Below are 22,533 nucleotides of genomic sequence, written 5' to 3'. Positions count from 1 at the left end.
GCGGGCGAGTTCTGCCAAAATGGCGGCGTCGAGGATTCCTGAACCTCAATTGAAGTGGATGAGCGCAATGACCACCCTCACCGGCGGCGAAGCAATCGTAAGCGGCCTGGTCGCCCACGGCGTCGATACCGTGTTCGGCCTGCCCGGCGCGCAGGTCTACGGCCTGTTCGACGCCTTCCACCAGGCCCAGCTCAAGGTGATCGGTGCTCGGCACGAGCAGGCCTGCGGCTACATGGCGTTCGGCTATGCGCGCTCCAGCGGCAGGCCCGGCGTGTTCAGCGTGGTGCCCGGCCCCGGCGTGCTCAACGCCAGCGCGGCGCTGCTGACCGCGTTCGGCTGCAACGAGCCGGTGCTGTGCGTCACCGGCCAGGTGCCGACGCAGTTTCTGGGCAAGGGCCGCGGCCATCTGCACGAGATGCCGGATCAGCTCGCGACCCTGCGCACCTATGTGAAATGGGCCGACCGGATCGAGTATCCCGGCAACGCGCCGACGGTCGTGGCGCGCGCGTTCCAGGAGATGAATTCGGGGCGCCGTGGCCCGGCTTCGGTCGAGATGCCGTGGGACGTCTTTACCCAGCGCGCGGATACCGGCCCTGCGCAGGTGCTGGAGCCCCTGCCCGCCCCGCAACCCGACCCTGATCTGGTGAAGCAGGCGGCCGCGCTGATCAAGGCCAGCAAGGCGCCGATGATCTTCGTCGGCAGCGGCGCGATCGAGGCCGGCGAGGAGATCCTCGAGCTCGCCGAGATGATCGATGCGCCCGTCGTCGCCTTCCGCAGCGGGCGCGGCATCGTCTCCAACGCGCACGAGCTCGGCCTGACCATGGCCGCGGCCTACAAGCTTTGGCCGACAACCGATCTGATGATCGCAATCGGCACCCGCGCCGAGCTGCCGGCATCGGGCTTCCGCTGGCCCTATCAGCCGAAGGGGCTGAAATCCGTTCGGATCGACATCGACCCGACCGAGATGCGCCGGGTCGTGGTCGATGCCGCCATCGTCGCCGATGCCAAAGCCGGAACGGCAGATCTCGTCACGGCGGTGAAAAAGGCCGGCTATGCGCGGACCCGCGGCCGGCGGGAGGACATCCGCGAGGCCACCGCGACCGCGCAGGCGGAGATCCAGCGCATCCAGCCGCAGATGGCGTATCTCAACATCCTGCGCGAGGTGCTGCCGGCGAACGCGATCGTGACCGACGAATTGTCTCAGGTCGGTTTCGCCTCCTGGTACGGTTTTCCGGTCTACCAGCCGCGCACCTTCATCACCTCTGGCTACCAGGGCACGCTCGGCTCGGGCTTTCCGACCGCGCTCGGGGCCAAGGTGGCCAATCCCGACAGCCCGGTAGTGGCGATCACCGGCGACGGCGGCTTCATGTTCGGCGTGCAGGAACTTGCCACCGCCGTGCAGTTCAACATCGCCGTAGTGACGCTGGTGTTCAACAACAATGCCTACGGCAATGTCCGCCGCGACCAGCGCGAACGTTTCGACGGCCGCGTGGTGGCGTCCGACCTCGTCAATCCGGATTTCGTCAAGCTCGCTGAGTCATTCGGCGTTGCGGCTGCGCGCGTCACCGCACCGGATCAGTTCAAGGCCGTACTGGAGAAGGCACTGAGCCACAGCGGACCGTATCTGATCTCGGTGGAAGTCCCGCGCGATTCGGAAGTCAGCCCGTGGGCATTCATCCACCCGCCGAAGCCTTGAGACCGGACGGGCCCTGCAGTCGCGCCGCGGCGATCACCAGCAGGCCGGCGCCCGCGACCGACCAGCAGGCGACCGGCGTCCAGTGCAGCAACGGGGCATATTCCGGCATCTTCTGCAGACCGCCGGCGACGGCCGCCATGCGCGCAAACGTGCCGAGCGCGAGGGCGGAGAAGACCAGCCCCGTGACCTTTCCTTCCGCGCCGGTCGAGCCGATCGCGAGCGCAGCCGAGATCGCGCTCATGAGCATGCAGCCCCAGGCGGCGCCGGCGAGAAATTGCGCCGCGATCAGCGTGTTGAGGCTGCCGGCAAGCTCCGCCGCCGCGATCGCGATAGCTCCGAGCAATCCGGCGGCGCCCATCACGATCAGGCCGCCGCGATGCTTGACGACGAGGCTCGCCGGGAACATCGCAATGTTGAAGCCGATCCAGAACACCGGCATCAGCCATTGCAATTCACCGGGGGCGGCGAACCGCAAGTAGGACGGCGCGCTGTTCACGGCGAAGTGCAGCTGGTAGCCGAGGGCGAGCGCGACCATCGCGACGATGAAGGCGATCGGAACGAGGCCGAGCGGCTTTGCTGCCGCGTCCGGCTTCGGCGGCGCGACATCGCGCGCCACGTCATGCTCGATGCGGGACAGGCCGAGCGCCGTCAACAGCAGCACCACGCTCGAGATCACGAACGGCAGCCGCGCATCGTGCTCGCGCAGCACCACGCCGAGATAGGGCGAGACCGCGCCGGCGACGCCGTAGCCGAGCATCGCCAGCGCCGCGAGGAACGGCACCTGCGGCTTGGCGCGGTATTTGCCGAGCAAGGTCAGCGGCGGCGCGCGCAGCGCGGAGGAGGTGACCGACCAGACCACGATCAGTGCAATGAACCAGACTTGCGCGGCCGCACCGGCTCCGGCGACGAAGGGCAGCGCCACGAACGCCGCGCAGGAGATCGCGGTCACGAGCCCGACGAACAGGCCGAGCCTGCCGACAAAAGGCGCGAGCTTGTCGGCGGCGACGCCCATTGCGGTATCGGCAATGGTGAAGATCGCCTGATCGAGCATCAGGATGAGGATGACGGCTGATGGCGCGATGCCGACCTCGGCGGCGAGCTTCGGCAGATAGACGACGTAGGTGGTCCAGCCCAGCGTGAACACCAATTGCAGCGCGGCAAGATAAAGGCCGGTCCGCCTGCCCGTTCCCGCATCGGCCGAATGCTCTAGGTTCGTCATGACGCCGCCTCCCCTGCCGCCAGCTTAGACGAGGCAGGCCCGCGAGCAAACGCGTCAGCGGGTCTTCCGGAAGGTCAGATTGATCCGCCTCCGCCCGAGCAGCGCGTGCTCGCCCTCGGCGAGCGGCGCCACGCCGTGATAGGCCAGCCTGCTGGCCCCGCCCCAGACCACCACGTCGCCGTGCACCAGGCGGAAACGCCGCGGCTTGTCGCTGCGCGCCATTCCGCCGAACAGGAAGGTCGCGGGCAGGCCGAGCGAGACCGAGACGATCGGCGCCGAATAATCCAGCTCGTCCTTGTCCTGATGCAGCGACAGCCGCGTGCCGGGCTCGTAGCGATTGACGAGGCCGGCATCGGGCGCGAAGTCTTGAAAGCCGCCCTGCTCCGCCGCGCGGCGGGCGAGATCTCGCAGCACCGGCGGCATCGCCGGCCATGGCGCTCCGGTGCGCGGATCGATCGGATCGTAGCGGTAGCCGGTGTGATCGGCGATCCAGCCGCGCTCGCCGCAATTGGTCATCGCCACCGACATGAGGTGGCCGCCGGGCGTGGTCATGCGGCGGAACGGCGACTGCGCCACGATGGCGCGCACCGCGTCGATCAGCTCGCTCTCGATCGGCGTGACGAAACCGCGCAGCAGCACGGCGCCGTCTGCGATCTCCTCGCGCGACGGCTGCGCCTCGGCGACGCCGTCGAACAGATCAGACGTCAATGTCCGCGCTCATTTCGCATCATGAAAGATCACACCCAGCGTGTGGCGTTGGCCGGACCTGATACGGCTGACACCATGGCGCAGATTAACGCGATAGGTGCCGCGTGTCCCCTGCACCGGGCGATGGTGCACGGCGAAGGCGACCGCATCGCCCTGCGCCAGCGGCACGACTTCGGCGCGTGACTGCATGCGCGGGCGCTGCTCGGTCAGCACGAACTCGCCGCCGGTGAAATCGCGGCCCGGCTCGGAGAGCAGGATCGCGACCTGAATCGGAAACACGTGCTCGCCGTAGAGGTCCTGATGCAGGCAATTGTAGTCGCCGGCCCCATATTGCAGCAGCAGCGGCGTCGGCCGCGCCTGCCCCGCCTCGTGACAGCGCTTCAGGAATGAAGCATGGCTGTCGGGATAGCGAATGTCGATCGCCATCGCCTCGTTCCAGCGATTGGCGACGGGTTGAAGACGTGCGTACAGCGCCGGCCGCAATTGCGCGATCAGGTCGGGCAGCGGATAGGCGAAATATTTGTACTCGCCGCGGCCGAAGCCGTGACGGCCCATGACGATGCGGCTGCGGAAGTTGGCGTCCTCCGGATAGAGCGCGGCCACGGCGCGGCATTGCTCGGGCGTGAGTAGGCCCTTCAGGACGGCGCAGCCCTGGGCGTCGAGCTCGGCGGCGATCCGCGGCCAGTCGAGGGCGTCGACATGGGCGGCGGGATCGGTCGTTTCATGGTGGGCGGCAGCAGCACGTCTGGCGATTGCCATATCGATCATCCTATTCCCCATCCGTCATTCCGGGGCGCGACGCAGTCGCGAGCCCGGAATCCATAACCACGATCGGGAGTATGGATTCTCAGGTGCGCAATTGCGCACCATAGCTCGCGCCGAGGGGCGCGCCCCGGAATGACGGAAGTGGGTGTGGCAGATGGCGAATGCCACGACCACCCGATTTCCGATGATTCTTTTGCCGTCAGGTTCCACAGTTTCGTAGGGTGGGCAAAGGCGCTCTTGCGCTGTGCCCACGTCTTCGCACGACGTGGGCACGCTTCGCTTTGCCCACCCTACGGGACCGTGAACCGAGCTATCCCCTCACCGGCAGCGTCACCACCTCGTAGCCGTGCCTGATCGTGCGCTTCAGCACGGGGTCCTCCAGCTCGAAATCGAAGCGGTCGGCGGGGCGGATGCCGCCTTTGGCGGCGAAGGTGCCGCCGAACATGGCGCAGCCGTCGGGGAACTTGCCGCCATCAAAGCCGCGCGCGATGAGGTCGGTGACCGGCAGCATCGCGTCCAGCGTGCCCTCCTGGTAGAGCACGCGCTCGCCCTTGATGGTGGCATAGGAGCGCAGGATCATCTTGTCCCAATGGCCGATGACGTCCTCCAGCTCCCACAGCGTGGAGGCGATCGGCTTGTCGCACATCTGCTTCGACACCGTGACGCCGTAGGCCTCGACCTTGCGGTCGGTGTGGTCGGAGCCGCAACCGACGAAGATGCGGCCCTGCCAGCCGATCAGCACGAACTCGACCTCGCCGCTGGAATCGCCGCCAGTGCATTCGATGCTGTCTTCCTGGGTCAGCCGCCGCGCCGAGGCGCGGTAGTAGATCGGGGTCGACGCCGGCGGGGCGATGCCCATCTCCTGCAGCTCTTTGATGTGCTTGTCGCGCGCGACGGGATCGCGGCCGGTCCAGCCGGCGATGACCATCTGGTCGATCGCCAGCGTCAACGGCGTGGTGGTCCCCCGGGCGTCGACGGTGAAAGTGAGGTCAAACACGAATAACGGCCTCCATGCCGGCAGCAAGTTCAAAGATACGGCGGTCCGACCCGCCCGCGCCCGCCAGCATCAGGCCGACCGGAACGTCGCCCTGGCGATGCGCAGGGATCGAGATGGCGCAGCCGTCGATCATGTTGATCAGGGTGCAGTTGCGCAGCGCGCGCAGGTTCTGCGTGGTGAAGGCCTTGTCGTCGGCGAGATCGGCGATCTTCGGCGGCGTGTTCGCAGTGGTCGGCAGCACCAGCGCGTCATAGGGCGCGAGGCGCGCATTGACGCGGGCAATCAGCGAGCGGCGCTCGTTGAGGAGATCGATGTAGTCGGCCGCGCTCTGCGCCTCGCCGCGCATGATCCGCACGGAGACGCGGGGATCGTAGACGTCGCCCTTGGCGGTGATGAGATAGCGATGCCAGGCATAGCTCTCGGACGCGGCAAAGCCGCCCTTGGCGTTCATCGGCCCGATCTCGTGGAATTCGGCCATCTCGATGCGCTCGATGATGGCGCCGTGATCGGCCAGCGACTTGAGCGCGCGCTCGAAGGTCGCGGCCACCGCTGCGTCGAGGTCGTCGAGCGCGATCGTGGTCGGCACCGCGAGCCGCATGCCCTTCACGGGACGCGGCTTCAGCGCGGCGATCGGCTCGTTCGCGAGCACGGCATCGAGAATGGCACAGCAGCTGACCGATCGCGCCAACGGCCCGATGCTGTCGAGCGAGAACGACAGCGGCACCGACCCGTCGAGCGGCACGCGCCGCTGCGTCGGCTTGTAGCCGACGATGCCGTTATAGGCCGCCGGAATCCGGCATGAGCCGCCGGTGTCGGTGCCGAGCGCGCCATGCGCCATGCCGTCGAGCACGGACACCGCCGCGCCCGAGGAGGAGCCGCCGGGCACGTGCCCCTCGGCCCGGTTCCAGGCCCCCTTCGGCGTACCGTAATGCGGGTTGATGCCGATGCCGGAATAGGCGAACTCGGTCATGTTGGTGCGGCCGATCACGACGAAGCCGGCCTTGCGCAGCCGAGCCACCGTCGCCGCGTCCTGCTCGGCCGGCGGGGAATCGTCAAGGGCGCGGGAGCCCGCGCGCGTCACCTGGCCCTTGATGTCGAACAGATCCTTGATCGAGACCGGGATGCCGGCATAGCGCGACGGCGCGGCCTTCACCTTGCGCAGGCCGTCCATCGCGTCCGCGGCCGCGAGCGCGGCGTCCTTGTCGACATGGAGGAAGGTGCGCTGGCCTTCGCCGGAGGGATCGGCGATCCTGGCGATGCACGCCTCGACCAGCTTGCGGGCGCTGGTGCGGCCGCTTTCGAGGTCCTCGGCGAGCTTCGCCAGTGTCGGAAAATCGGGCATGTCTGTCTCACGGAATATTTGCGCGCGCAATCTATAGCGCCGGCTCAGTTCGACACAAGCACTGTGCGCATGATGGCATGCATGCGTATTGCTGGACCGTTGACGCACGATAGCCGATTGTCGCATCAAGATCGAAACAGGCGGGCGCCAAGCCTGTCTCCTGGAGGAGCCGCCAACATGGCCGAACCGCAGCGCGCGCGACCGAAACCGACGCCGGAGACCCAGCATTTCTGGGACGGCACCAAAGCCGGCGAATTGCGCCTGCAGCGCTGCGACGCCTGCGCGCATGTCTACTTCCCGCCGCGCCCGTTCTGCCCGTCCTGCGCCTCGCGCAAGGTCAGCATCTTCAAGGCGAGCGGCAAGGGCTTCCTCTACAGCTACGTGATCAACCACCGGCCCGCAGCGCCCGGCTTCACGCCGCCTTACGCCATCGCCGTGGTCGAGCTCGACGAGGGCCCGCGGATGATGAGCAACATCATCGACTGCCCGCAGACCCCCGAAGCGCTCGAGCTCGACATGAAACTCGAGGTCGCCTTCCAGGCGCTCGACGACAAGATCACCCTTCCCGTCTTCCGTCCGGCGAAGGGGTAAGCCATGCGCAAGAACCAGGTTGCCGTCGTCGGCGCGGCCGAGACCACCGAGCTCGGAATCATCCCCAACGCCTCGCAGCTCCAGCTGCACGCGGATGCCGCGCTCAACGCCATCGCGGACGCCGGGCTGAAGCTGTCCGACATCGACGGCTTTGCCACCGCGGTCGAGACGCCGCAGCAGGTCTGCCATTATCTCGGCATCAAGCCGACCTGGGTGGACGGCACATCGGTCGGCGGCTGCTCCTTCATGCTGCACGTCCGCCATGCCGCAGCCGCGATCGAGGCCGGCCTCTGCAAAACCGTGCTGATCACCCATGCGGAGAGCGGCAAGTCGATGATCGGCAAATTGCCGCGCTCGACGCCGGCCGACAGCCTCAACGGCCAGTTCGAGGCGCCCTACGGCGTCTATGGGCCGCCCAGCATGTTCCCCATTCCCGTGCTGCGCTTCATGAAAACCTATGGCATCACCCACGAGCAGCTTGCTTCGGTGGCGGTGGTGCAGCGGGAATGGGCCGCGAAGAATCCGCGCGCGATGATGAAGGAGCCGATCACGGTTGCCGACGTGCTCAACTCGCGCATGATCGCCTACCCGTTCCGCCTGCTGCAATGCTGCCTCGTCACCGACGGCGGCGGCGCGCTGATCCTGACCTCGGCCGACCGCGCCAGGGATTTTCCGCGGAAGCCGGTCTACATCATGGGCACCGGGGAGAGCGTGGAGACGCCGATGGTCAGCCAGATGGAGACCTTCAATTCCTCGCGCGCGTTCAAGACCGCGGGGCCCCTCGCCTTCAGGGAAGCCGGCATCGCGCATGAGGACGTCGATCATCTCATGATCTATGATGCGTTCGCGCATCTGCCGCTGTTCGGCCTCGGCGACCTCGGCTTCATGCCCTATGAGGAGACCGGCAAGTTCATCGCGGACGGCAATACGCGGCCCGGGGCTAAGCTCCCGCTCAACACCAATGGCGGCGGATTGAGCTACATGCATTCGGGCATGTACGGCATGTACGCGCTGCAGGAGAGCGTGCGGCAAATGCGCGGCATCGCGCCGGCCCAGGTGCCGAACGCGACAATTTCGGTGTGCCACGGCGTTGGCGGCATGTTCGCCGCGTCAGGCACGATCGTGTTTACAAACGAGAGGTAGTTGCTGTCATCCCGGAGCGACGAGCTATGGTGCGCAATTGCGCACCTGAGAATCCATCGTGCAGCAAGCGACGGCGGAGAAATGGATTCCGGGCTCGCGCCAAGAGGCGCGCCCCGGAATGACGGCGGAATTCGGAACGGATAGCGGAGAACCCACATGAGCAAGTCACTGCAAGACAAGGTCATCATCGTCACCGGCGCAGGCCGCGGCATCGGGCGCGAGATCGCGCTGCTGTGTGCGGCGGAAGGCGCCAAGGTCGTCGTCAACGATCCCGGTAGCGCCTCCGACGGCGCCGGCGCGAACGCGGCGCCGGCCGAGGAGGTGGTCGAGGAGATCAAGAAGCGCGGCGGCACAGCAGTTGCGAACTTCGAGAGCGTCGCGGAAGCGATTCCGGCCAGCAAGATCGTGAAGACCGCGACCGACCATTTCGGCCGGCTCGACGGCGTCGTCAACAATGCCGGCATCTTGCGTGACATGATCTTCCACAAGATGAGCGTGGAAGCGTTCGAGGCCGTCATCAAGGTGCATCTGATGGGCTCGTTCTATGTCAGCCACGCCGCGGCGCGGATCTTCCGCGAGCAGGAGAGCGGCTCCTTCGTGCACTTCACCTCGACCTCGGGCCTGATCGGCAATTTCGGCCAGGCCAACTACGCCGCGGCCAAGCTCGGCATCGTCGGGCTCTCCAAGTCGATCGCGCTCGACATGGGCCGCTTCAACGTCCGCTCCAACTGCGTCTCGCCGTTCGCCTGGACCCGCATGATCGGCACGATCCCGACCGAGACCGATGCCGAGAAGGCGCGGGTCGAGAAGATCAAGCAGATGGGCCCGGAGAAGATCGCGCCGCTCTGCGGCTATCTGCTCGGCGATTCCGCCAAGGACGTCACCGGGCAGATCTTCGGCGTGCGCATGAACGAGATCTTCCTGTTCAGCCAGAACCGTCCGATCCGCTCGGTGCAGCGGAGCGAAGGCTGGACGCCGCAATCGATCGCGGAACATGGCATGCCGGCGCTGAAGGGCTCGTTCTACAAGCTCGACCGCTCCGCCGACATCTTCACCTGGGATCCGGTGTAAGGGTGGTTGTCTATCAATGATGTCATTCCGGGGCGGCTCGAAGAGCCGAACCCGGAATCTCGAGGTTCCGGGTTCGCCCTTCAGGCGCCCCGGAACGACAGCCCAAATTACCCCGTATTCCGCAAGCCCGCCGAGATGCCGTTGATGGTGAGCTGAATCCCGCGCAACACCTGCTCGTCCGGGTTCTGCGCGCGGTGCTCTCTCAAGAGCTCGACCTGCACGTGGTTGAGCGGATCGAGATAGGGGAAGCGGTGGCGCACGGAGCGCTCCAAGAGCGGATTGCCCTGCAGCAGCCGGTCCTGGCCCATGATGTCGAGCAGGCTCTCGATCGAGGCGTGCCATTCGCGGCGGATGCGGCCGAAGATCTTCTCGCGCAACGCTTCGTCGGGCACGAGCTCGGCATAGCGCGAGGCGATCGCGATCGAGCTCTTCGCCAGCACCATGTCCATGTTCGACAGCAGCATGCGGAAGAACGGCCATTCGCTGTAGAGCTCTTTCAGGAACGGCATGCCCTTGTCGGGGTGCTCCGCGATCCACTGCTCCACCGCGCTGCCAAATCCGTACCAGCCCGGCAGCATCAGCCGGCATTGCGCCCAGGAGAACACCCAGGGAATCGCGCGCAGATCCTCGATCGCCCGGGTCTTCTTGCGCGAGGCCGGACGGCTGCCGATGTTCAGTGTCGCGATCTCGTTGATGACGGTCGAGGACCAGAAGTAGTCGACGAAGCCTTCGGTCTCGTAGACGAGGCCGCGATAGGCCTTGAAGGCGAGGTTCGACAATTCGTCCATCGCGGTCAGATATTCGCGGCGCGGCGCGCTCTGGCGCGGATGCAACAGGCTCGCCTCCAGCGTCGCTGCGGCGAGGATCTCCAGATTGTTGCGGCCGACCTCGGCGTTGGAATATTTCGACGAGATGATCTCGCCCTGCTCGGTGATGCGGATCTGACCGTTCACCGCGCCGCCGGGCTGCGCGATGATGGCGTCGTAGCTCGGCCCGCCGCCGCGGCCGACCGAGCCGCCGCGGCCGTGGAACAGGCGCAGCCGCACGTGATGACGCTCGAACACCTCGACGAGGTTGATCTCGGCCTTGTACAGCTCCCAGCCGGAGGTGACGAAGCCGCCGTCCTTGTTCGAGTCGGAATAGCCGAGCATGACCTCCTGCACGCTACCGCGGCTGTCGACCAGACGTCGGTAATCGTGCAGCGACAGCATGCGGTCCATGATACCGGATGAAGCCTGCAGATCCTCGATGGTTTCGAACAGCGGCACGATGTTGATGGCGCTGCGGCCGGAGGGATGGACGAGGCCGACCTCCTTCAAGAGCACCGCGACCTCGAGCATGTCGGACATGCCCTTGCACATCGAGATGATGCATTGAGGAATGGCGTCCGAGCCGAACTTCGCATGCGCTTCCGCGGCGGCATGGAACACGTTGAGTTCGCCCATGGTCTCGTCGCTATACTTGACGAAGGGCGACACCAGCGCGCGCGTCGAGCGCAGCTCGTTGGTGAGCAGCGAAATGCGCGCGTCCTCGCCGAGCGCAAGATAGGACATGCCGGGATTGGCGGCATCCATCAGCTCGGCGATGGTGCGTTCGTGCACCGCGGAGTTCTGGCGGATGTCGAGCCGGGCGAGGTGGAAGCCGAAGCAGTCCACCGCGCGCCGGAGCAGCCGCAGCCGGCCGCGGGCGATGACGCGGGCGTTGTTGGAGATCAGCGAGCGGTGCAGCACGTCGAGATCGGCCTGCAGTTCCTTCACGCTGGCGTAAGGCGCACCCTTGCCGACCGGCCGGCGCGTGATCTCGACCTCGAGCTTTTCGGCTGTCGCGGTCAGGCGCGCATAGATGCCGGAGACCGCCAGGCGATAAGGCTCGCCGCTCCGGTGCGGCGAGGTGTCCGGCGAGCGCTCGGCGAGGTTACGCAGCTCCTCGGAGACGTCGGCGAGATGCGCCGCGATCGACAATTCCGAGCCAAGCACGTGCAGCTCTTCCAGATAGAACTGCATCACCCGGCTCGACTGCAGCCGCAGCGTGCCGCGCATGACGTCGGCTGTGACGAAGGGGTTGCCGTCGCGGTCGCCGCCGATCCAGCTGCCCATGCGCAGGAACGAGGCGAGCTCGGCGGAGGCCTGCTCGCCGCCCTCCTCCAGCCGGTCTTCCAGCGCGTTGATCAGCCGCGGCACTTCGCGCAGGAAGGTGTAGTCGTAAAATGACAGGCCGTTGGCGACCTCATCGAGCACGGTGAGCTTGGTCCGGCGCAAGAGATTGGTCTGCCACAGCGTCAGCACCTCGCGGCGAAGCTGCTCGTCGCTGGCATCAGCCTCCTCGGCCGTCAGCGCCACGCGCTCGCGGCGGTCGAGCAGGCGCGCGACCTCCATCTCGCGGTCCATGGTGCTCTTGCGGCGCACCTCGGTCGGATGCGCGGTCAGCACCGGGCTGACCAGCGCGGTCTTGAAAAAGTCGCGCAAGCCGTCGGCGCTGATACCCGCCGCCTTGGCGTGGGCGAGCGTTTCCGCCAGCACGCCGGAGCCGCCATTCTTGCCCGCGCTGCGGGCGCGCATCTGGCGAATGTTGTTCTGGTCCTCGGCGATGTTGGCGAGGTGGGAGAAATAGCTGAAGGCGCGGACGATCCGCACCGTTTCCGACGTCGACATGCTGTCGAGGATCTGCTCGAGCTCGCGGCGGGCGAGCCGGTCCTCGTCGCGGTGAAAGCGGATCGAGGTCTGGCGGATGCGCTCGACCAGCTCGAACACATCGGCGCCCTCCTGGTCGCGCACGGTGTCGCCGAGGATGCGCCCGAGCAGGCGGATGTCGTCCCGCAGCCGCGCCTCGGCCTCCGTGACCTGGACGTCCTCAGGGCGGTTGGGACGATGCTCGGTGGCCTCGGATGGTACGGTCTGGAGGGACATGGCTCGCTCCTTGGTTCGAGCTCGCTTGGATGCCCGGCATGGCCGAGTGTGCGATATTTTTCTACCGCAGCGCAAGATGAAGTTGGGCGCGGCGCACACTGGCGGCGACGAACGTGTCCCGGACGCGCGGCAACGCCCTTTGCGTTGCTGCGCAGAGCCGGGACCCAGGAGCCACACGGTACACGTGGAGAGATGGGCCCCGGCTCTGCAGCGCATCACGCCGCACCGGACGATGCTTCGCATCGCCGGGGGCGCGCTGCGCTGCGTCCGGGGCACGAGAGCGCTCTCTGATTTCGATTGACATGCCTTCACATCCTCGCGGCGTGTTCCGCCCGAGCTTTGCTGTCGGTTTCGCCCCCATCGAGAACAAAGGGCGCAGGGAAGGCCGGGCGCCGGCTGGCACCCGAAGGTCCGCACGCGACAAGACGCACGCGGGGTTGACCACAGGTGATGCCGGGCTCCCGGCCTTCCCTGCGCAATGGTGTTACGGCTTATGGCGCGCTCTCCCCGGGGAGCGATGCACTATTGCCCCCGTCGCCTTGCGGCTGATCGATGCGCGCGCCCGGTCGGGCCGCTTCATCACCGCAAGCCTTGACGCACAGACCCCGGGCGTCAGGACCACACGCTTTTGCCGTCCGCGGACATTCCTCCCCGGACAGCCGGAAGCTCGCGCGTGCTCGCCCCCGACGCCAAAAAGAAACGCTGTGACCGCGCCGTGTCGTGCCGCGGATCGTGACGGCTCACAGGCCTCGCCCGCCCTGCCATCCCGTCACGCGCCGGCGCTGCCGCGTCCATCGCATCCCGGCCTGCGTATCGTGACGATCGCGAAACGCCCCTTTGGCGGGCCGGGATGGAATGCGGTTTAGCCGAAACGACGATTTCGGTCAATCAGAATATTTTGCGAGCCTGTCCCTTGACCTGGATATGGCGTATTTTGCCTGTCGGGCAGCGCAAGGGATTGGGAGGCGAGAAGCGGCTGAGCAGCACGCTCCGCCCAACCTATGAGCTATCAGCTCCGAACAGGCTGCCCGATTCCAAGAAGGTTGCCTTCGCTGTCGCGGAACCAGGCGCCTCTCTCGCCGACGCCCTTGCTTGCGTAATTGCCGGCGATGTCGGCGATCCCGTTCACGGTCTTCAGCCCGGGCAGGTCGTATTCCTCGAACTTGACTCCCCGCGCGCGAAGCTCCCGCACCGCTGCCTCGATGTCCTCGACTTCGAAGCCCATCTGGGTGTGCGTGCCGGATTGCACGCCGGCCGAGACGAATATCGCGAACTCGCCGCTGGCGCAGACGTAGCGCAGTCCACCTTCGCGCTGTTCGACCGGGTCGAGCCCGAGCTTCTCGGAATAGAACGCCCGCGCCCGGTCCAAATCCTTGGCTGGAAGACGGGTCGCCACCTTCGCTTTCCCCAGCATCCTTGGCTCCTTCCGAGATCGATCAGAGGCGGGAGCATCGTGTCCTTCAGCCAACCTCAAACGTGCTACGGGTCAAAGCGGCGATCGGCGCTCGCGCGGTCCGCGCGCGGCTCAAGCCGGCACGATCACCTTGCCGATCGGCCACAGCGCGATGCCGGCGAGCTTGAGGTGCGCCCAGGCGAAGGGAATGCCGATGATGGTGACGGCGAGCACCAAGGCCGTCAGGACGTGGCCGAGCGCCAGCCACCAGCCGGCGAGCACGAACCAGATGATGTTGCCGATCACCCCGAGCGGGCCGGTGCCGATATCCTCGACACCGGTCACCTCGTAGCGGCTGACGGCGCGCGAGCCGAACGGCAGCAGCGTGTAGACGGCGATGTTGAATGCCGCCCGCGCCCAGGGCAGGCCGACGATGGTGATGGCCATGATGACCGCGGCGATCACCCAGCCGAACGCCATCCAGGCGCCACCGATGAGGATCCAGAGGATGTTGAGGAGAATGGAAACGGGGGCCATGGCATGATCCAGAAAACAGTGACACCGCCCATATAGGCACGAAATCTGTCTCTGCTAAGACGGCCTCGCCCGGTCTCCCGCTACCGCCCCTCGAATTTCGGCTCGCGGTTCTCCATGAACGGCTTCATCGGTCATGACAGTGTTTTCCCCATCCGTTGTCTCGTAGGGTGGGCAAAGGCGCGTTTGCGCCGTGCCCACGATCTGTCTCCGTAAGCGAATTTGGTGGGCACGCCTCCGCCTTCGCTCTTCGAGCTACGGCGGACGCTTTGCCACCCTACGAGACTACGAGACTGCGGCTTTGCCCCACCTTACGGCGCCGCCTCAGATCTTCCGCCCCGCCTGCTCCCAATAGGGATCGCGCAGGCGGCGCTTGAAGATCTTTCCGGAATCTTCGCGTGGCAGGCCGGTTCGGATCTCGATGTGCTTGGGCACCTTGTAGTCGGCCAGATGCGCCTTCAGCGCGGCACGGACATCGGCGGCCTCGAGCGTGACGCCGGCTTGCGGCTCGACCACGGCCATCAGCGCCTCGCCGAACTCGGCATCGGGGATGCCGAACACGGCGCAATCATGCACGCCGGGGACGGCATGCAGCACGGACTCGATCTCGGCCGGATAGATGTTGACGCCGCCCGAGATCACCATGTCGCGCTTGCGGTCGCAGATGAAGACGTAGCCGTCTTCGTCGATATAGCCGACATCGCCGGAGGTGATGAAGCCGTCGCGGTCGATCTCGGCGCGCTTGTCCGGCTTGTTGTGGTAGGTGAAATCGGCAAGCTCGGCCATGCGGGAGTAGATCTCGCCGATCTCGCCGACGCCGAGCACGCGGCCGTCCTCACCCAGGAAGCGCAGCTCGGCGCCGGGCGAGATCTTGCCGACGGTGCCGGGTTTCTTCAGGGCGTCCTCCGAAGTCGCGAAGGTGACGGCGCTGGATTCGGTCGAGCCGTAGAATTCGTAGATCACCGGCCCCCACCAATCGATCATGGCGCGCTTGACGTCGGCCGGACACGGCGCGGCGGCGTGGATGACGTGGCGCAGCGAGGAGACGTCGTACCTCCTGCGCACCGCTTCCGGCAGCTTCATCAGGCGAATGAACATGGTCGGCACCATGAAGATGGTGTCGATCCCAAAGCGCTCAATCACATCCAGAAATTCTTCCGCTTCGAAGCGCGGCATCAGCACCAATGCGCCGCCGAGCTTGCCGGCGCGGATGCCGAAGGAATTCGGCGCGGAATGATAGAGCGGGCCCGGCAGCAGCGCACGGGCGCCGGGCTTGAGTCCGTAGATCATCGCGCGCATGCGCTCGCCGGCGGCCTGCTGCTCCGGCGTCGGCGCGTTGCGCCGTACGCCCTTGGGATGGCCGGTCGTGCCCGACGTGTAGATCATGTTCATCGGCTGCGGCACGACCGGGCCGTCATAGGGCGGGTGCTGCGCGAGCCAGGATTCGAAATCGATCGCGAAGCCTGGCGTCGTCAGTTGCTCCGGATCGATCTTGTAGCTGGACAGGATCTCCGGCGGGGTCGGCACGCTGAGCACGGTGACGCCCGCAGGGATCGCATCGCGCAGGGCGTGCAGCATGTCGGCATGGCCGATCAGTACGGAGGTGCCGGTGTCGCCAAGGATGTAGTTGATCTCCTCCGGCTTGAAGTGCCAGTTGATCGGCACGCCATAGGCACCGAGCCGCATCGCGGCGTAGGCGGCTTCCAGGAAGGCGATGTCGTTGCGCATCAGCATGCAGACGCAATCGCCCGCGCGGACGCCGAGCTTGGCGAGGCCGGAGGCGATGCGGTCGGCGCGGGCGGCGATTTCAGCGTGGGTGCGTCGGCGGTCACCGCAGACGATGCCGAGGAAGTCAGACGTTTCGCTCATTGTTGTTTTCCGATCTTTCGTCGGGTTCGAGAATACAGCCAAACCTACCGTCGTCATTCCGGGATGCGCCGAAGGCGCAGGCCCGGAATCCATACTCCCGATCGTGGTTATGGATTCCGGGCTCGATGCTTCGCATCGCCCCGGAATGACTAAAGCTAATCCGCAAAATTCGGCGCGCGCTTCTCGATATTGGCACGCACCGCTTCGGTCTGGTTCGCGCTGCCGATCAGCTTCTGCTGCTCGACCGACTCGGCGAGCAGCGCCGGACCCGGATCGACCGAGAGATTGTTCAGCATCCGCTTGGCGGCGCGGATCGCATCGGGGCTTTTTCCCGCGATCTCGCGCGCGGCCTCGAGAGCGGCCGCGCGCGGGTCGTCGCAGATGCGCGTGGCGAGGCCGTATGTCATCGCTTCCTGAGCAGAGAAGATGCGGCCGGTGTAGGTGAGATCGCGCAGGATGTCGTCGCGCACGAGGCTCGCGAGGATCGGCGTGCCCGCCATGTCGGGCACGAGGCCCCATTTGATCTCCATGATCGACATCCGCGCATCCGCCGAGAGAAAGCGCATGTCGGCGCCGAGCGAGAGCTGGAAGCCGCCGCCGAAGGCAACGCCGTGCACGGCCGCGATCACCGGCACCGGCAGCTGGCGCCAGCCCCACACCGCCTGTTGCGCAAAGTTCGCCTGGCCGTGGGTGCGCTTGGTGAGATCGCGATTTTCGCCACCCGGAATTCCGTTGCCGCCCTTCTCCTTCATGGCGGCAAAACGTCCCATGTCGAGCCCGGCGCAGAAGGCGCGGCCCTCGCCGGAGAGCACGACGGCGCGCAGGCCTTTTTCCTTGGAAAGCCGCTCGGTTGCGGCGACAAGCGCCTCGAACATGGCCTGATCCAGCGCGTTCATCTTGTCGGCGCGCACCAGGCGCACGTCGGCGACGCCTTCCGAGATCGAGATCGAGACGCGATCTTCCATGGACGAATTCTCCCCTGTGCTTGACCGGTTCCCGCTTTACAGGACGCCGGCGGCCGGATTTAGTCAATCGACCAATTAACTGACAATCCCTACGGGGGAAACAGCCATGTTCCAAGAAAAACTTCTGGCCGGCCGGCGCATTCTCGTGACCGGCGGCGGCACCGGTCTCGGCAAGTCGATGGCGGCGCGCTTCCTGCAACTCGGCGCCGAGGTGCACATCTGCGGCCGTCGCAAGATCGTGTGCGACGAGACCGCGACCGAGCTGATGGATCTCTATGGCGGCCGCGTCACCAGCCACGGCGTCGACATCCGCAACGCGCTCGCGGTCGAGGAGATGGTGGAGAACATCTTTCGCGACGGCGGTCTCACCGACCTCATCAATAACGCCGCGGGCAATTTCATCTCGCGCACCGAGGAGCTGTCGCCGCGCGGCTTCGACGCCGTCGCCAACATCGTCATGCACGGCACCTTCTACGTGACCCATGCAGTCGGCAAGCGCTGGATCGCGGACAAGCAGCCCGGCAACGTCGTCTCGATCACCGTGACCTGGGTGCGCAACGGCTCGCCTTACGTGGTGCCGTCGGCGATGAGCAAATCGGCGATCCACGCCATGACGATGTCGCTCGCCACCGAATGGGGCCGCTACGGCATCCGCCTCAACACCATCGCACCCGGCGAGATCCCGACCGAGGGCATGAGCAAGCGCATCAAGCCCGGCGACGAGGCCGGCGCGCGCACCAGAGCGTTGAACCCGATGGGCCGCGTCGGCACCATGGAGGAATTGCAGAACCTCGCGGTGTTCCTGATCTCCGGCGGCTGCGACTGGATCAACGGCGAGACCATCGCCATGGACGGCGCCCAGGCGCTCGCGATGGGCGGCAATTTCTACCAGCTCCGCGACTGGAGCGACGACGACTGGAAAACCGCGCGCGACAGCATCATGGCGCAGAACGAGAAGGACCGCGCGAAGCGGGGGTGAGGACGCGTTGCGAGTGCGCGCATATGTAAGGGCCTAGCGCTTTCGCCCCGCCCTCACCTGTCGTCCCCGCGAACGCGGGGACCATAACCACAGGGAGCAGTGTCGCGCGAGTCGGTAACTCCGAGTCTTCGCCCAACCACTTCCTGTGATTATGGGTCCCGGATCTGCGCGCGCCTATGGCGCGCTTGTCCGGGACGACAGCTTGCCTTCTCGCGTATTGTCTTTACTCGCGGATGACGCCAAACTCCCGGGCATAAGAACAAGACGTCACGGGAGAAACATGTCCACACAGCCATTGGCGAACCTCGCCGACATGGTGCGCGAGCGCGCGAAGAGCCGCGGCGATGCCATCGCTTACGAGTTCGAAGGCCGCCTCACCAGCTTTGCCGAGTTCGATATCAAGACCAACAAGGTCGCCAACGCGCTCCTTGCGATGGGCGTCAGACGCGGCGACCGCATCGCCTATCTCGGCAAGAACAGCGATCTCTATTTCGAGCTCTTGATGGGCGCGATGAAGGCCGGCGTGGTGATGGCGCCGGTGAACTGGCGGCTCGCCGGGCCCGAGGTCGCCTTCATCGTCGAAGACTGCAAGGCGCCGGTGCTGTTCGTCGGACCGGAGTTCATCACGCAGGTCCGCCAGATCAGGGACCAGATTCCTGGCGTGCGCAATATCATCACCACCGAGGGCGGCGCGCCGGAATGGCAGGACTTTGCGGCCTGGCGCGATGCGCAGAGCGGCGACGACCCGAAACTGCCGATCGATGCCAAGGACATCGCGATCCAGCTCTACACGTCGGGCACCACAGGCAAGCCCAAGGGCGCGATGCTGAGCCACGCCAACTTCCTCAATTTGGTGCAATCCGGCAATGCCGAGGACAAGCCGGAGTGGAACCGGTGGTCGACCGACGACGTGTCGCTGGTGGCGATGCCGGTGTTCCACATCGGCGGCTCGGGCTGGGGCGTGATGGGACTCTATCACGGCGCCCGCGGCGTGATCGCACGCGAGTTCGATCCGACCAAGGTGCTGGACTTCTTCGAGCAGTCGGGCATCACGAAACTGTTCATGGTGCCGGCGGCGATGCAATTCGTGGTGCGGCAGCCGCGCGCCAGGACGGTGGATTTCTCGCGGCTGAAATACATGCTGTACGGCGCCTCGCCGATTCCCGCGGCGCTGCTGAAGGAATGCATCGAGGTCTTCAAATGCGGCTTCGTGCAGCTGTATGGGATGACGGAGACGACGGGCACCATCGTCGCGCTGCCGCCGGAGGATCACGTCGAGGGGCTGGAGCGGATGCGCTCGGCCGGCAAGGCGCTGCCGGGCGTCGAGATCGCGATCCTGGACGTTGACGGCAAGCCGTTGCCGCCGCGCCAGGTCGGCGAGATCGCGACGCGCTCGGGCTCCAACATGGCGGGCTACTGGAACCTGCCGGAGGCCACTGCCGCGACGCTGCGCAGTGACGGCTGGCTCCGCACCGGCGATGCCGGTTACATGGACGAGGACGGCTACCTCTACATCCACGACCGCATCAAGGACATGATCATCTCCGGCGGCGAGAACATCTACCCGGCAGAGGTCGAGAGCGCGCTGTGCGATCACCCCGATGTCGCCGAGGCCGCCGTGATCGGCGTGCCCGACGACAAATGGGGCGAGGCGGTGAAGGCGGTCGTGGTGATGAAGCCGGGCAAGCAGGCGAGCGCCACCGACATCATCAACTTCACCCGCGAGCGCATCGCCGGCTACAAGACGCCGAAGAGCGTGGAGTTCCTGCCGGCGCTGCCGCGCAATCCCTCAGGCAAGATCCTGCGGCGGCAATTGCGAGAGCCGTACTGGGCGGGGAAAGACCGGCGGGTGAATTGATCCGCGGTCTATCCACGTCGTCGTCCCGGGGCGCGCGCAGCGCGAACCCGGGACCCATAACCCCAGGGAGAGGTTTGGCGAAGATTCGGAGTTGCCGGCTCGCCCCGAACTCCTCCCTGGGGTTATGGGTCCCCGCGTTCGCGGGGACGACCCGGGGAGAGATATGGCGTAACGCCTCAATGCTTCCCCGGCCCCATATAGCCGAACAGGAATCCCGCCACCTTGCGCATCTGGATCTCCTCGCTGCCCTCGGTAATGCGATATCTCCGATGATGGCGATAGATGTGCTCGAACGGCTTGTGGCGTGAATAGCCCATGCCGCCATGGACCTGCATGGCGCGGTCGGCGGATTCGCAGCAGAGGCGGTTTGCCCAGTAATTGCACATCGAGACGCGGTCGGAGAGCGTGCGCTCGATCTGCTCCTCGGTGAGCTGATCCATCTCCCAGGCGGTCTTGCGGATCAGAAGCCGCAGCATCTCGGCTTGCGTGGCGAGCTCGACCAGCGGGAACTGGATCGCCTGGTTTTCCGCGAGCGCCTTGCCGAACGGCTTTCGCTCGCGCGCGTATTTCACGCTCTCGTTGATGCAGTAGACGGCGGCGCCGAGCGAGCTTGCCGCCTGGCGGATGCGGTTCTGGTGCACGAAGCACTGCGCCAGCGACAGGCCGCGGCCGACCTCGCCGAACAGGGCATCCTCGGGCACGAACACGTCGGTGAAGCTGACGCGAGGATGATCCGTCGGCATGTTGAAGGTCCACATGTACTCCTCGACCTTGACGCCATGGCTCTTGGCCGGCACCAGGAAGCAGGTGATGCCGCGGGCATCGCCGTCATTGCCGCTGGTGCGCGCGAACAGCGCGCAGTGCGTGGCGACGTGCATGCCGGTGGTCCACATCTTCTCGCCGTTGATGACCCAGCCCTTGACGTTGTCGCGGGTCGCCGGCACCGCGCGTGTCTCCATGTGGGTAGCGTCCGAGCCGTGATGCGGCTCGGTGAGGCCGAAGGTGATGCGGTACTTGCCCTTGATCGAGCCGTCGATCATCGCCTTCTGGTCGTCGCGGCCGTAGCGGTCGAGCATGGTGACGACGGGGAAATTGCCGACGATGGAATGCTCGTTCTGGAGATCGTTGTGCAGGCCGAGGCCCTTTGCCGCAAAGTGCTCGCGGATCACGGCCATCCACAGGTTGGAGCCGTCCTTGCCGCCGTATTGCTTCGGCACCGGAAAGCGGAGGTGGCCGGCGGCGTCCGCGAGGTCCTTGGCCTTGCGCAGCAGCGCCTCCCATTCGTGCCGCGGCAGGCCGCCGTTCTCGAAATCGGTGCGCGCCCATTCGCGGCGATGGTCGAAGAAGCGGATGTTGTCGTCGGCTTCCTCCAGCGGCTTGATCTCGCGTGCGATGAAACGGTCGAGCTCTCCGAGATAGGCGACGAGATCGGCAGGCAATGAAAAATCCACAGGTTTCTCTCCCGGATTGATTTTATCGTTTTGCGTTAAGGCGCTGGGCGCATTCTTGCTTCTCGCGATTAAGCGGAGAAGAGCGCGTGCAAGTCAAGCAAGGCGAGACGTGACGGCTACGCAAGGCGCACCAGCGCAATTCGATGGTGCTCAAGCGCCGCCGCGCGGTAGTATGACGCCAATATTCCCAAGGAGAAAATGCGGGAGCGCGCGATGGAGCTGAAATTTTCCAAGGTGGAACGCAAGGGACCGATCACGATCGTGACGCTGTCGCGGCCCGAGGTCTACAACGCGCTGCATACCGACGCGCATTTCGAGCTGCAAAAGGTGTTCGACGATTTCTCCGCAGATCCCGAGCAGTGGATCGCGATCGTCACCGGCAGCGGCGACAAGGCGTTCTGCGCCGGCAACGATCTGAAATGGCAGGCGGCCGGCGGCAAACGGGGCTGGGACAAGGGCGGCTTCGCCGGCCTCACCTCGCGCTTCGACTGCGACAAGCCGATCATCGCGGCCGTGAACGGCGTCGCCATGGGCGGCGGCTTCGAGATCGCGCTCGCCTGCGACCTCATCATCGCCTCGGAGAACGCCACCTTCGCCCTGCCCGAGCCGCGCGTCGGCCTTGCCGCGCTGGCCGGCGGGCTGCACCGGCTGCCGCGGCAGATCGGCCTCAAGCGCGCCATGGGCATGATCCTCACCGCGCGCCATGTCAGCGCCCGGGAAGGTTTCGAGCTCGGCTTCGTCAACGAGGTGGTGCCGCAGGGCGAGGCGCTTTCCGCAGCGCTACGCTGGGCCGAGATGATCGGCAAGAACTCGCCGATGTCGATCCGGGCGTCCAAGCAGGCGATCCAGAAGGGGCTGGGCGTCTCGCTGGAGCAGGCGATCGCGGAGCAGCGGGACTATCCGGCGGTGCAGGCGATGGTGGCCTCGCAGGATTATATCGAGGGCCCGAAGGCCTTCTCGGAGAAGCGGCCGCCGAAATGGGTGGGGAGGTGACCGCGTTTCTCTCCGCTCGTCATTCCGGGGCGCGCCGACAGGCGCGAGCCCGG

The 22,533-nt window shown here is 66.0% G+C and carries 18 protein-coding genes; 7 read left to right on the top strand and 11 right to left on the bottom strand.

Translation table 11 applies throughout. The annotated features are described in order from the left end of the window. Positions 1 to 67: 67 nt before the first annotated feature. Positions 68 to 1,696 (top strand): thiamine pyrophosphate-dependent enzyme, encoded by a 1,629-nt coding sequence (locus tag E4K64_RS05000; RefSeq protein WP_135162439.1) that lies wholly within the window; start codon positions 68 to 70, stop codon positions 1,694 to 1,696. On the opposite strand, the gene E4K64_RS04995 is transcribed toward E4K64_RS05000, so the two are convergent. The 5 genes from E4K64_RS04995 to E4K64_RS04975 form a co-directional block, all read right to left on the bottom strand. Further along, positions 1,674 to 2,915 (bottom strand): MFS transporter, encoded by a 1,242-nt coding sequence (locus E4K64_RS04995; RefSeq protein ID WP_135162438.1) that lies wholly within the window; start codon positions 2,913 to 2,915, stop codon positions 1,674 to 1,676. The two genes, E4K64_RS05000 and E4K64_RS04995, sit on opposite strands and share 23 nt — an antisense overlap. Before the next feature lie 54 nt (positions 2,916 to 2,969). Then, entirely contained in the window at positions 2,970 to 3,623 is a 654-nt protein-coding gene (gene alkB, locus E4K64_RS04990; protein WP_135162437.1) for a DNA oxidative demethylase AlkB, read from the bottom strand. Positions 3,624 to 3,632: 9 nt separating this feature from the next. After that, entirely contained in the window at positions 3,633 to 4,382 is a 750-nt protein-coding gene (locus tag E4K64_RS04985) for a 2OG-Fe(II) oxygenase (RefSeq protein WP_135162436.1), read from the bottom strand. Positions 4,383 to 4,698: 316 nt separating this feature from the next. Further along, positions 4,699 to 5,385, bottom strand: coding sequence for a DUF2848 domain-containing protein (locus E4K64_RS04980; protein ID WP_135162435.1), 687 nt, complete (start codon positions 5,383 to 5,385; stop codon positions 4,699 to 4,701). After that, entirely contained in the window at positions 5,378 to 6,727 is a 1,350-nt protein-coding gene (locus E4K64_RS04975) for an amidase (RefSeq protein ID WP_135162434.1), read from the bottom strand. Before E4K64_RS04975 ends, E4K64_RS04980 begins: the two co-directional genes overlap by 8 nt. 177 nt (positions 6,728 to 6,904) lie before the next feature. Between E4K64_RS04975 and E4K64_RS04970 the strand changes: the two genes are divergently transcribed. From E4K64_RS04970 to E4K64_RS04960, 3 genes are all read left to right on the top strand, one after another. Next, positions 6,905 to 7,318, top strand: coding sequence for a Zn-ribbon domain-containing OB-fold protein (locus E4K64_RS04970; protein ID WP_100178942.1), 414 nt, complete (start codon positions 6,905 to 6,907; stop codon positions 7,316 to 7,318). Positions 7,319 to 7,321: 3 nt separating this feature from the next. After that, complete coding sequence (locus E4K64_RS04965; RefSeq protein WP_135162433.1) at positions 7,322 to 8,461, top strand: thiolase C-terminal domain-containing protein; 1,140 nt, start codon at positions 7,322 to 7,324, stop codon at positions 8,459 to 8,461. A gap of 156 nt (positions 8,462 to 8,617) precedes the next feature. After that, the gene (locus E4K64_RS04960) at positions 8,618 to 9,532 is read left to right on the top strand and encodes an SDR family NAD(P)-dependent oxidoreductase (RefSeq protein ID WP_135162432.1); all 915 of its coding nucleotides are present in this window, start codon (positions 8,618 to 8,620) and stop codon (positions 9,530 to 9,532) included. A 107-nt stretch (positions 9,533 to 9,639) separates the two neighbouring features. Here the strand turns inward: E4K64_RS04960 and ppc are convergent, their stop codons facing one another. From ppc to E4K64_RS04935, 5 genes are all read right to left on the bottom strand, one after another. Beyond that, positions 9,640 to 12,438, bottom strand: coding sequence for a phosphoenolpyruvate carboxylase (gene ppc, locus E4K64_RS04955; RefSeq protein WP_135162431.1), 2,799 nt, complete (start codon positions 12,436 to 12,438; stop codon positions 9,640 to 9,642). A gap of 1,009 nt (positions 12,439 to 13,447) precedes the next feature. Beyond that, on the bottom strand, positions 13,448 to 13,852 hold the full coding sequence (locus E4K64_RS04950; protein ID WP_135162430.1) for a VOC family protein: 405 nt from the start codon (positions 13,850 to 13,852) through the stop codon (positions 13,448 to 13,450). A 111-nt stretch (positions 13,853 to 13,963) separates the two neighbouring features. Next, complete coding sequence (locus E4K64_RS04945) at positions 13,964 to 14,368, bottom strand: YccF domain-containing protein (RefSeq protein ID WP_126256399.1); 405 nt, start codon at positions 14,366 to 14,368, stop codon at positions 13,964 to 13,966. Between the two features lie 321 nt (positions 14,369 to 14,689). Beyond that, entirely contained in the window at positions 14,690 to 16,234 is a 1,545-nt protein-coding gene (locus E4K64_RS04940; RefSeq protein ID WP_135162429.1) for an acyl-CoA synthetase, read from the bottom strand. 155 nt (positions 16,235 to 16,389) lie between these two features. Next, entirely contained in the window at positions 16,390 to 17,199 is an 810-nt protein-coding gene (locus E4K64_RS04935; protein ID WP_135162428.1) for a crotonase/enoyl-CoA hydratase family protein, read from the bottom strand. 106 nt (positions 17,200 to 17,305) lie between these two features. Here E4K64_RS04935 and E4K64_RS04930 point away from each other — a divergent pair, with 106 nt between their 5' ends. Together E4K64_RS04930 and E4K64_RS04925 are read left to right on the top strand one after the other, a co-directional pair. Beyond that, complete coding sequence (locus E4K64_RS04930; protein WP_135162427.1) at positions 17,306 to 18,178, top strand: SDR family oxidoreductase; 873 nt, start codon at positions 17,306 to 17,308, stop codon at positions 18,176 to 18,178. Between the two features lie 280 nt (positions 18,179 to 18,458). Continuing rightward, the gene (locus E4K64_RS04925) at positions 18,459 to 20,036 is read left to right on the top strand and encodes a fatty acid--CoA ligase (RefSeq protein ID WP_135162426.1); all 1,578 of its coding nucleotides are present in this window, start codon (positions 18,459 to 18,461) and stop codon (positions 20,034 to 20,036) included. A 176-nt stretch (positions 20,037 to 20,212) separates the two neighbouring features. On the opposite strand, the gene E4K64_RS04920 is transcribed toward E4K64_RS04925, so the two are convergent. Beyond that, complete coding sequence (locus tag E4K64_RS04920) at positions 20,213 to 21,487, bottom strand: acyl-CoA dehydrogenase family protein (RefSeq protein WP_135162425.1); 1,275 nt, start codon at positions 21,485 to 21,487, stop codon at positions 20,213 to 20,215. Between the two features lie 213 nt (positions 21,488 to 21,700). On the opposite strand from E4K64_RS04920, the gene E4K64_RS04915 reads away from it, so the two are divergent. Beyond that, positions 21,701 to 22,480 (top strand): enoyl-CoA hydratase-related protein, encoded by a 780-nt coding sequence (locus tag E4K64_RS04915; protein ID WP_135162424.1) that lies wholly within the window; start codon positions 21,701 to 21,703, stop codon positions 22,478 to 22,480. Positions 22,481 to 22,533 lie beyond the last annotated feature (53 nt).

The sequence above is a fragment of the Bradyrhizobium frederickii genome, assembly GCF_004570865.1.
Lineage (GTDB): Bacteria > Pseudomonadota > Alphaproteobacteria > Rhizobiales > Xanthobacteraceae > Bradyrhizobium > Bradyrhizobium frederickii.
The sequence above is the reverse complement of the archived record's forward strand: the minus strand, read 5'-3'. Positions and strand labels throughout refer to the sequence as shown.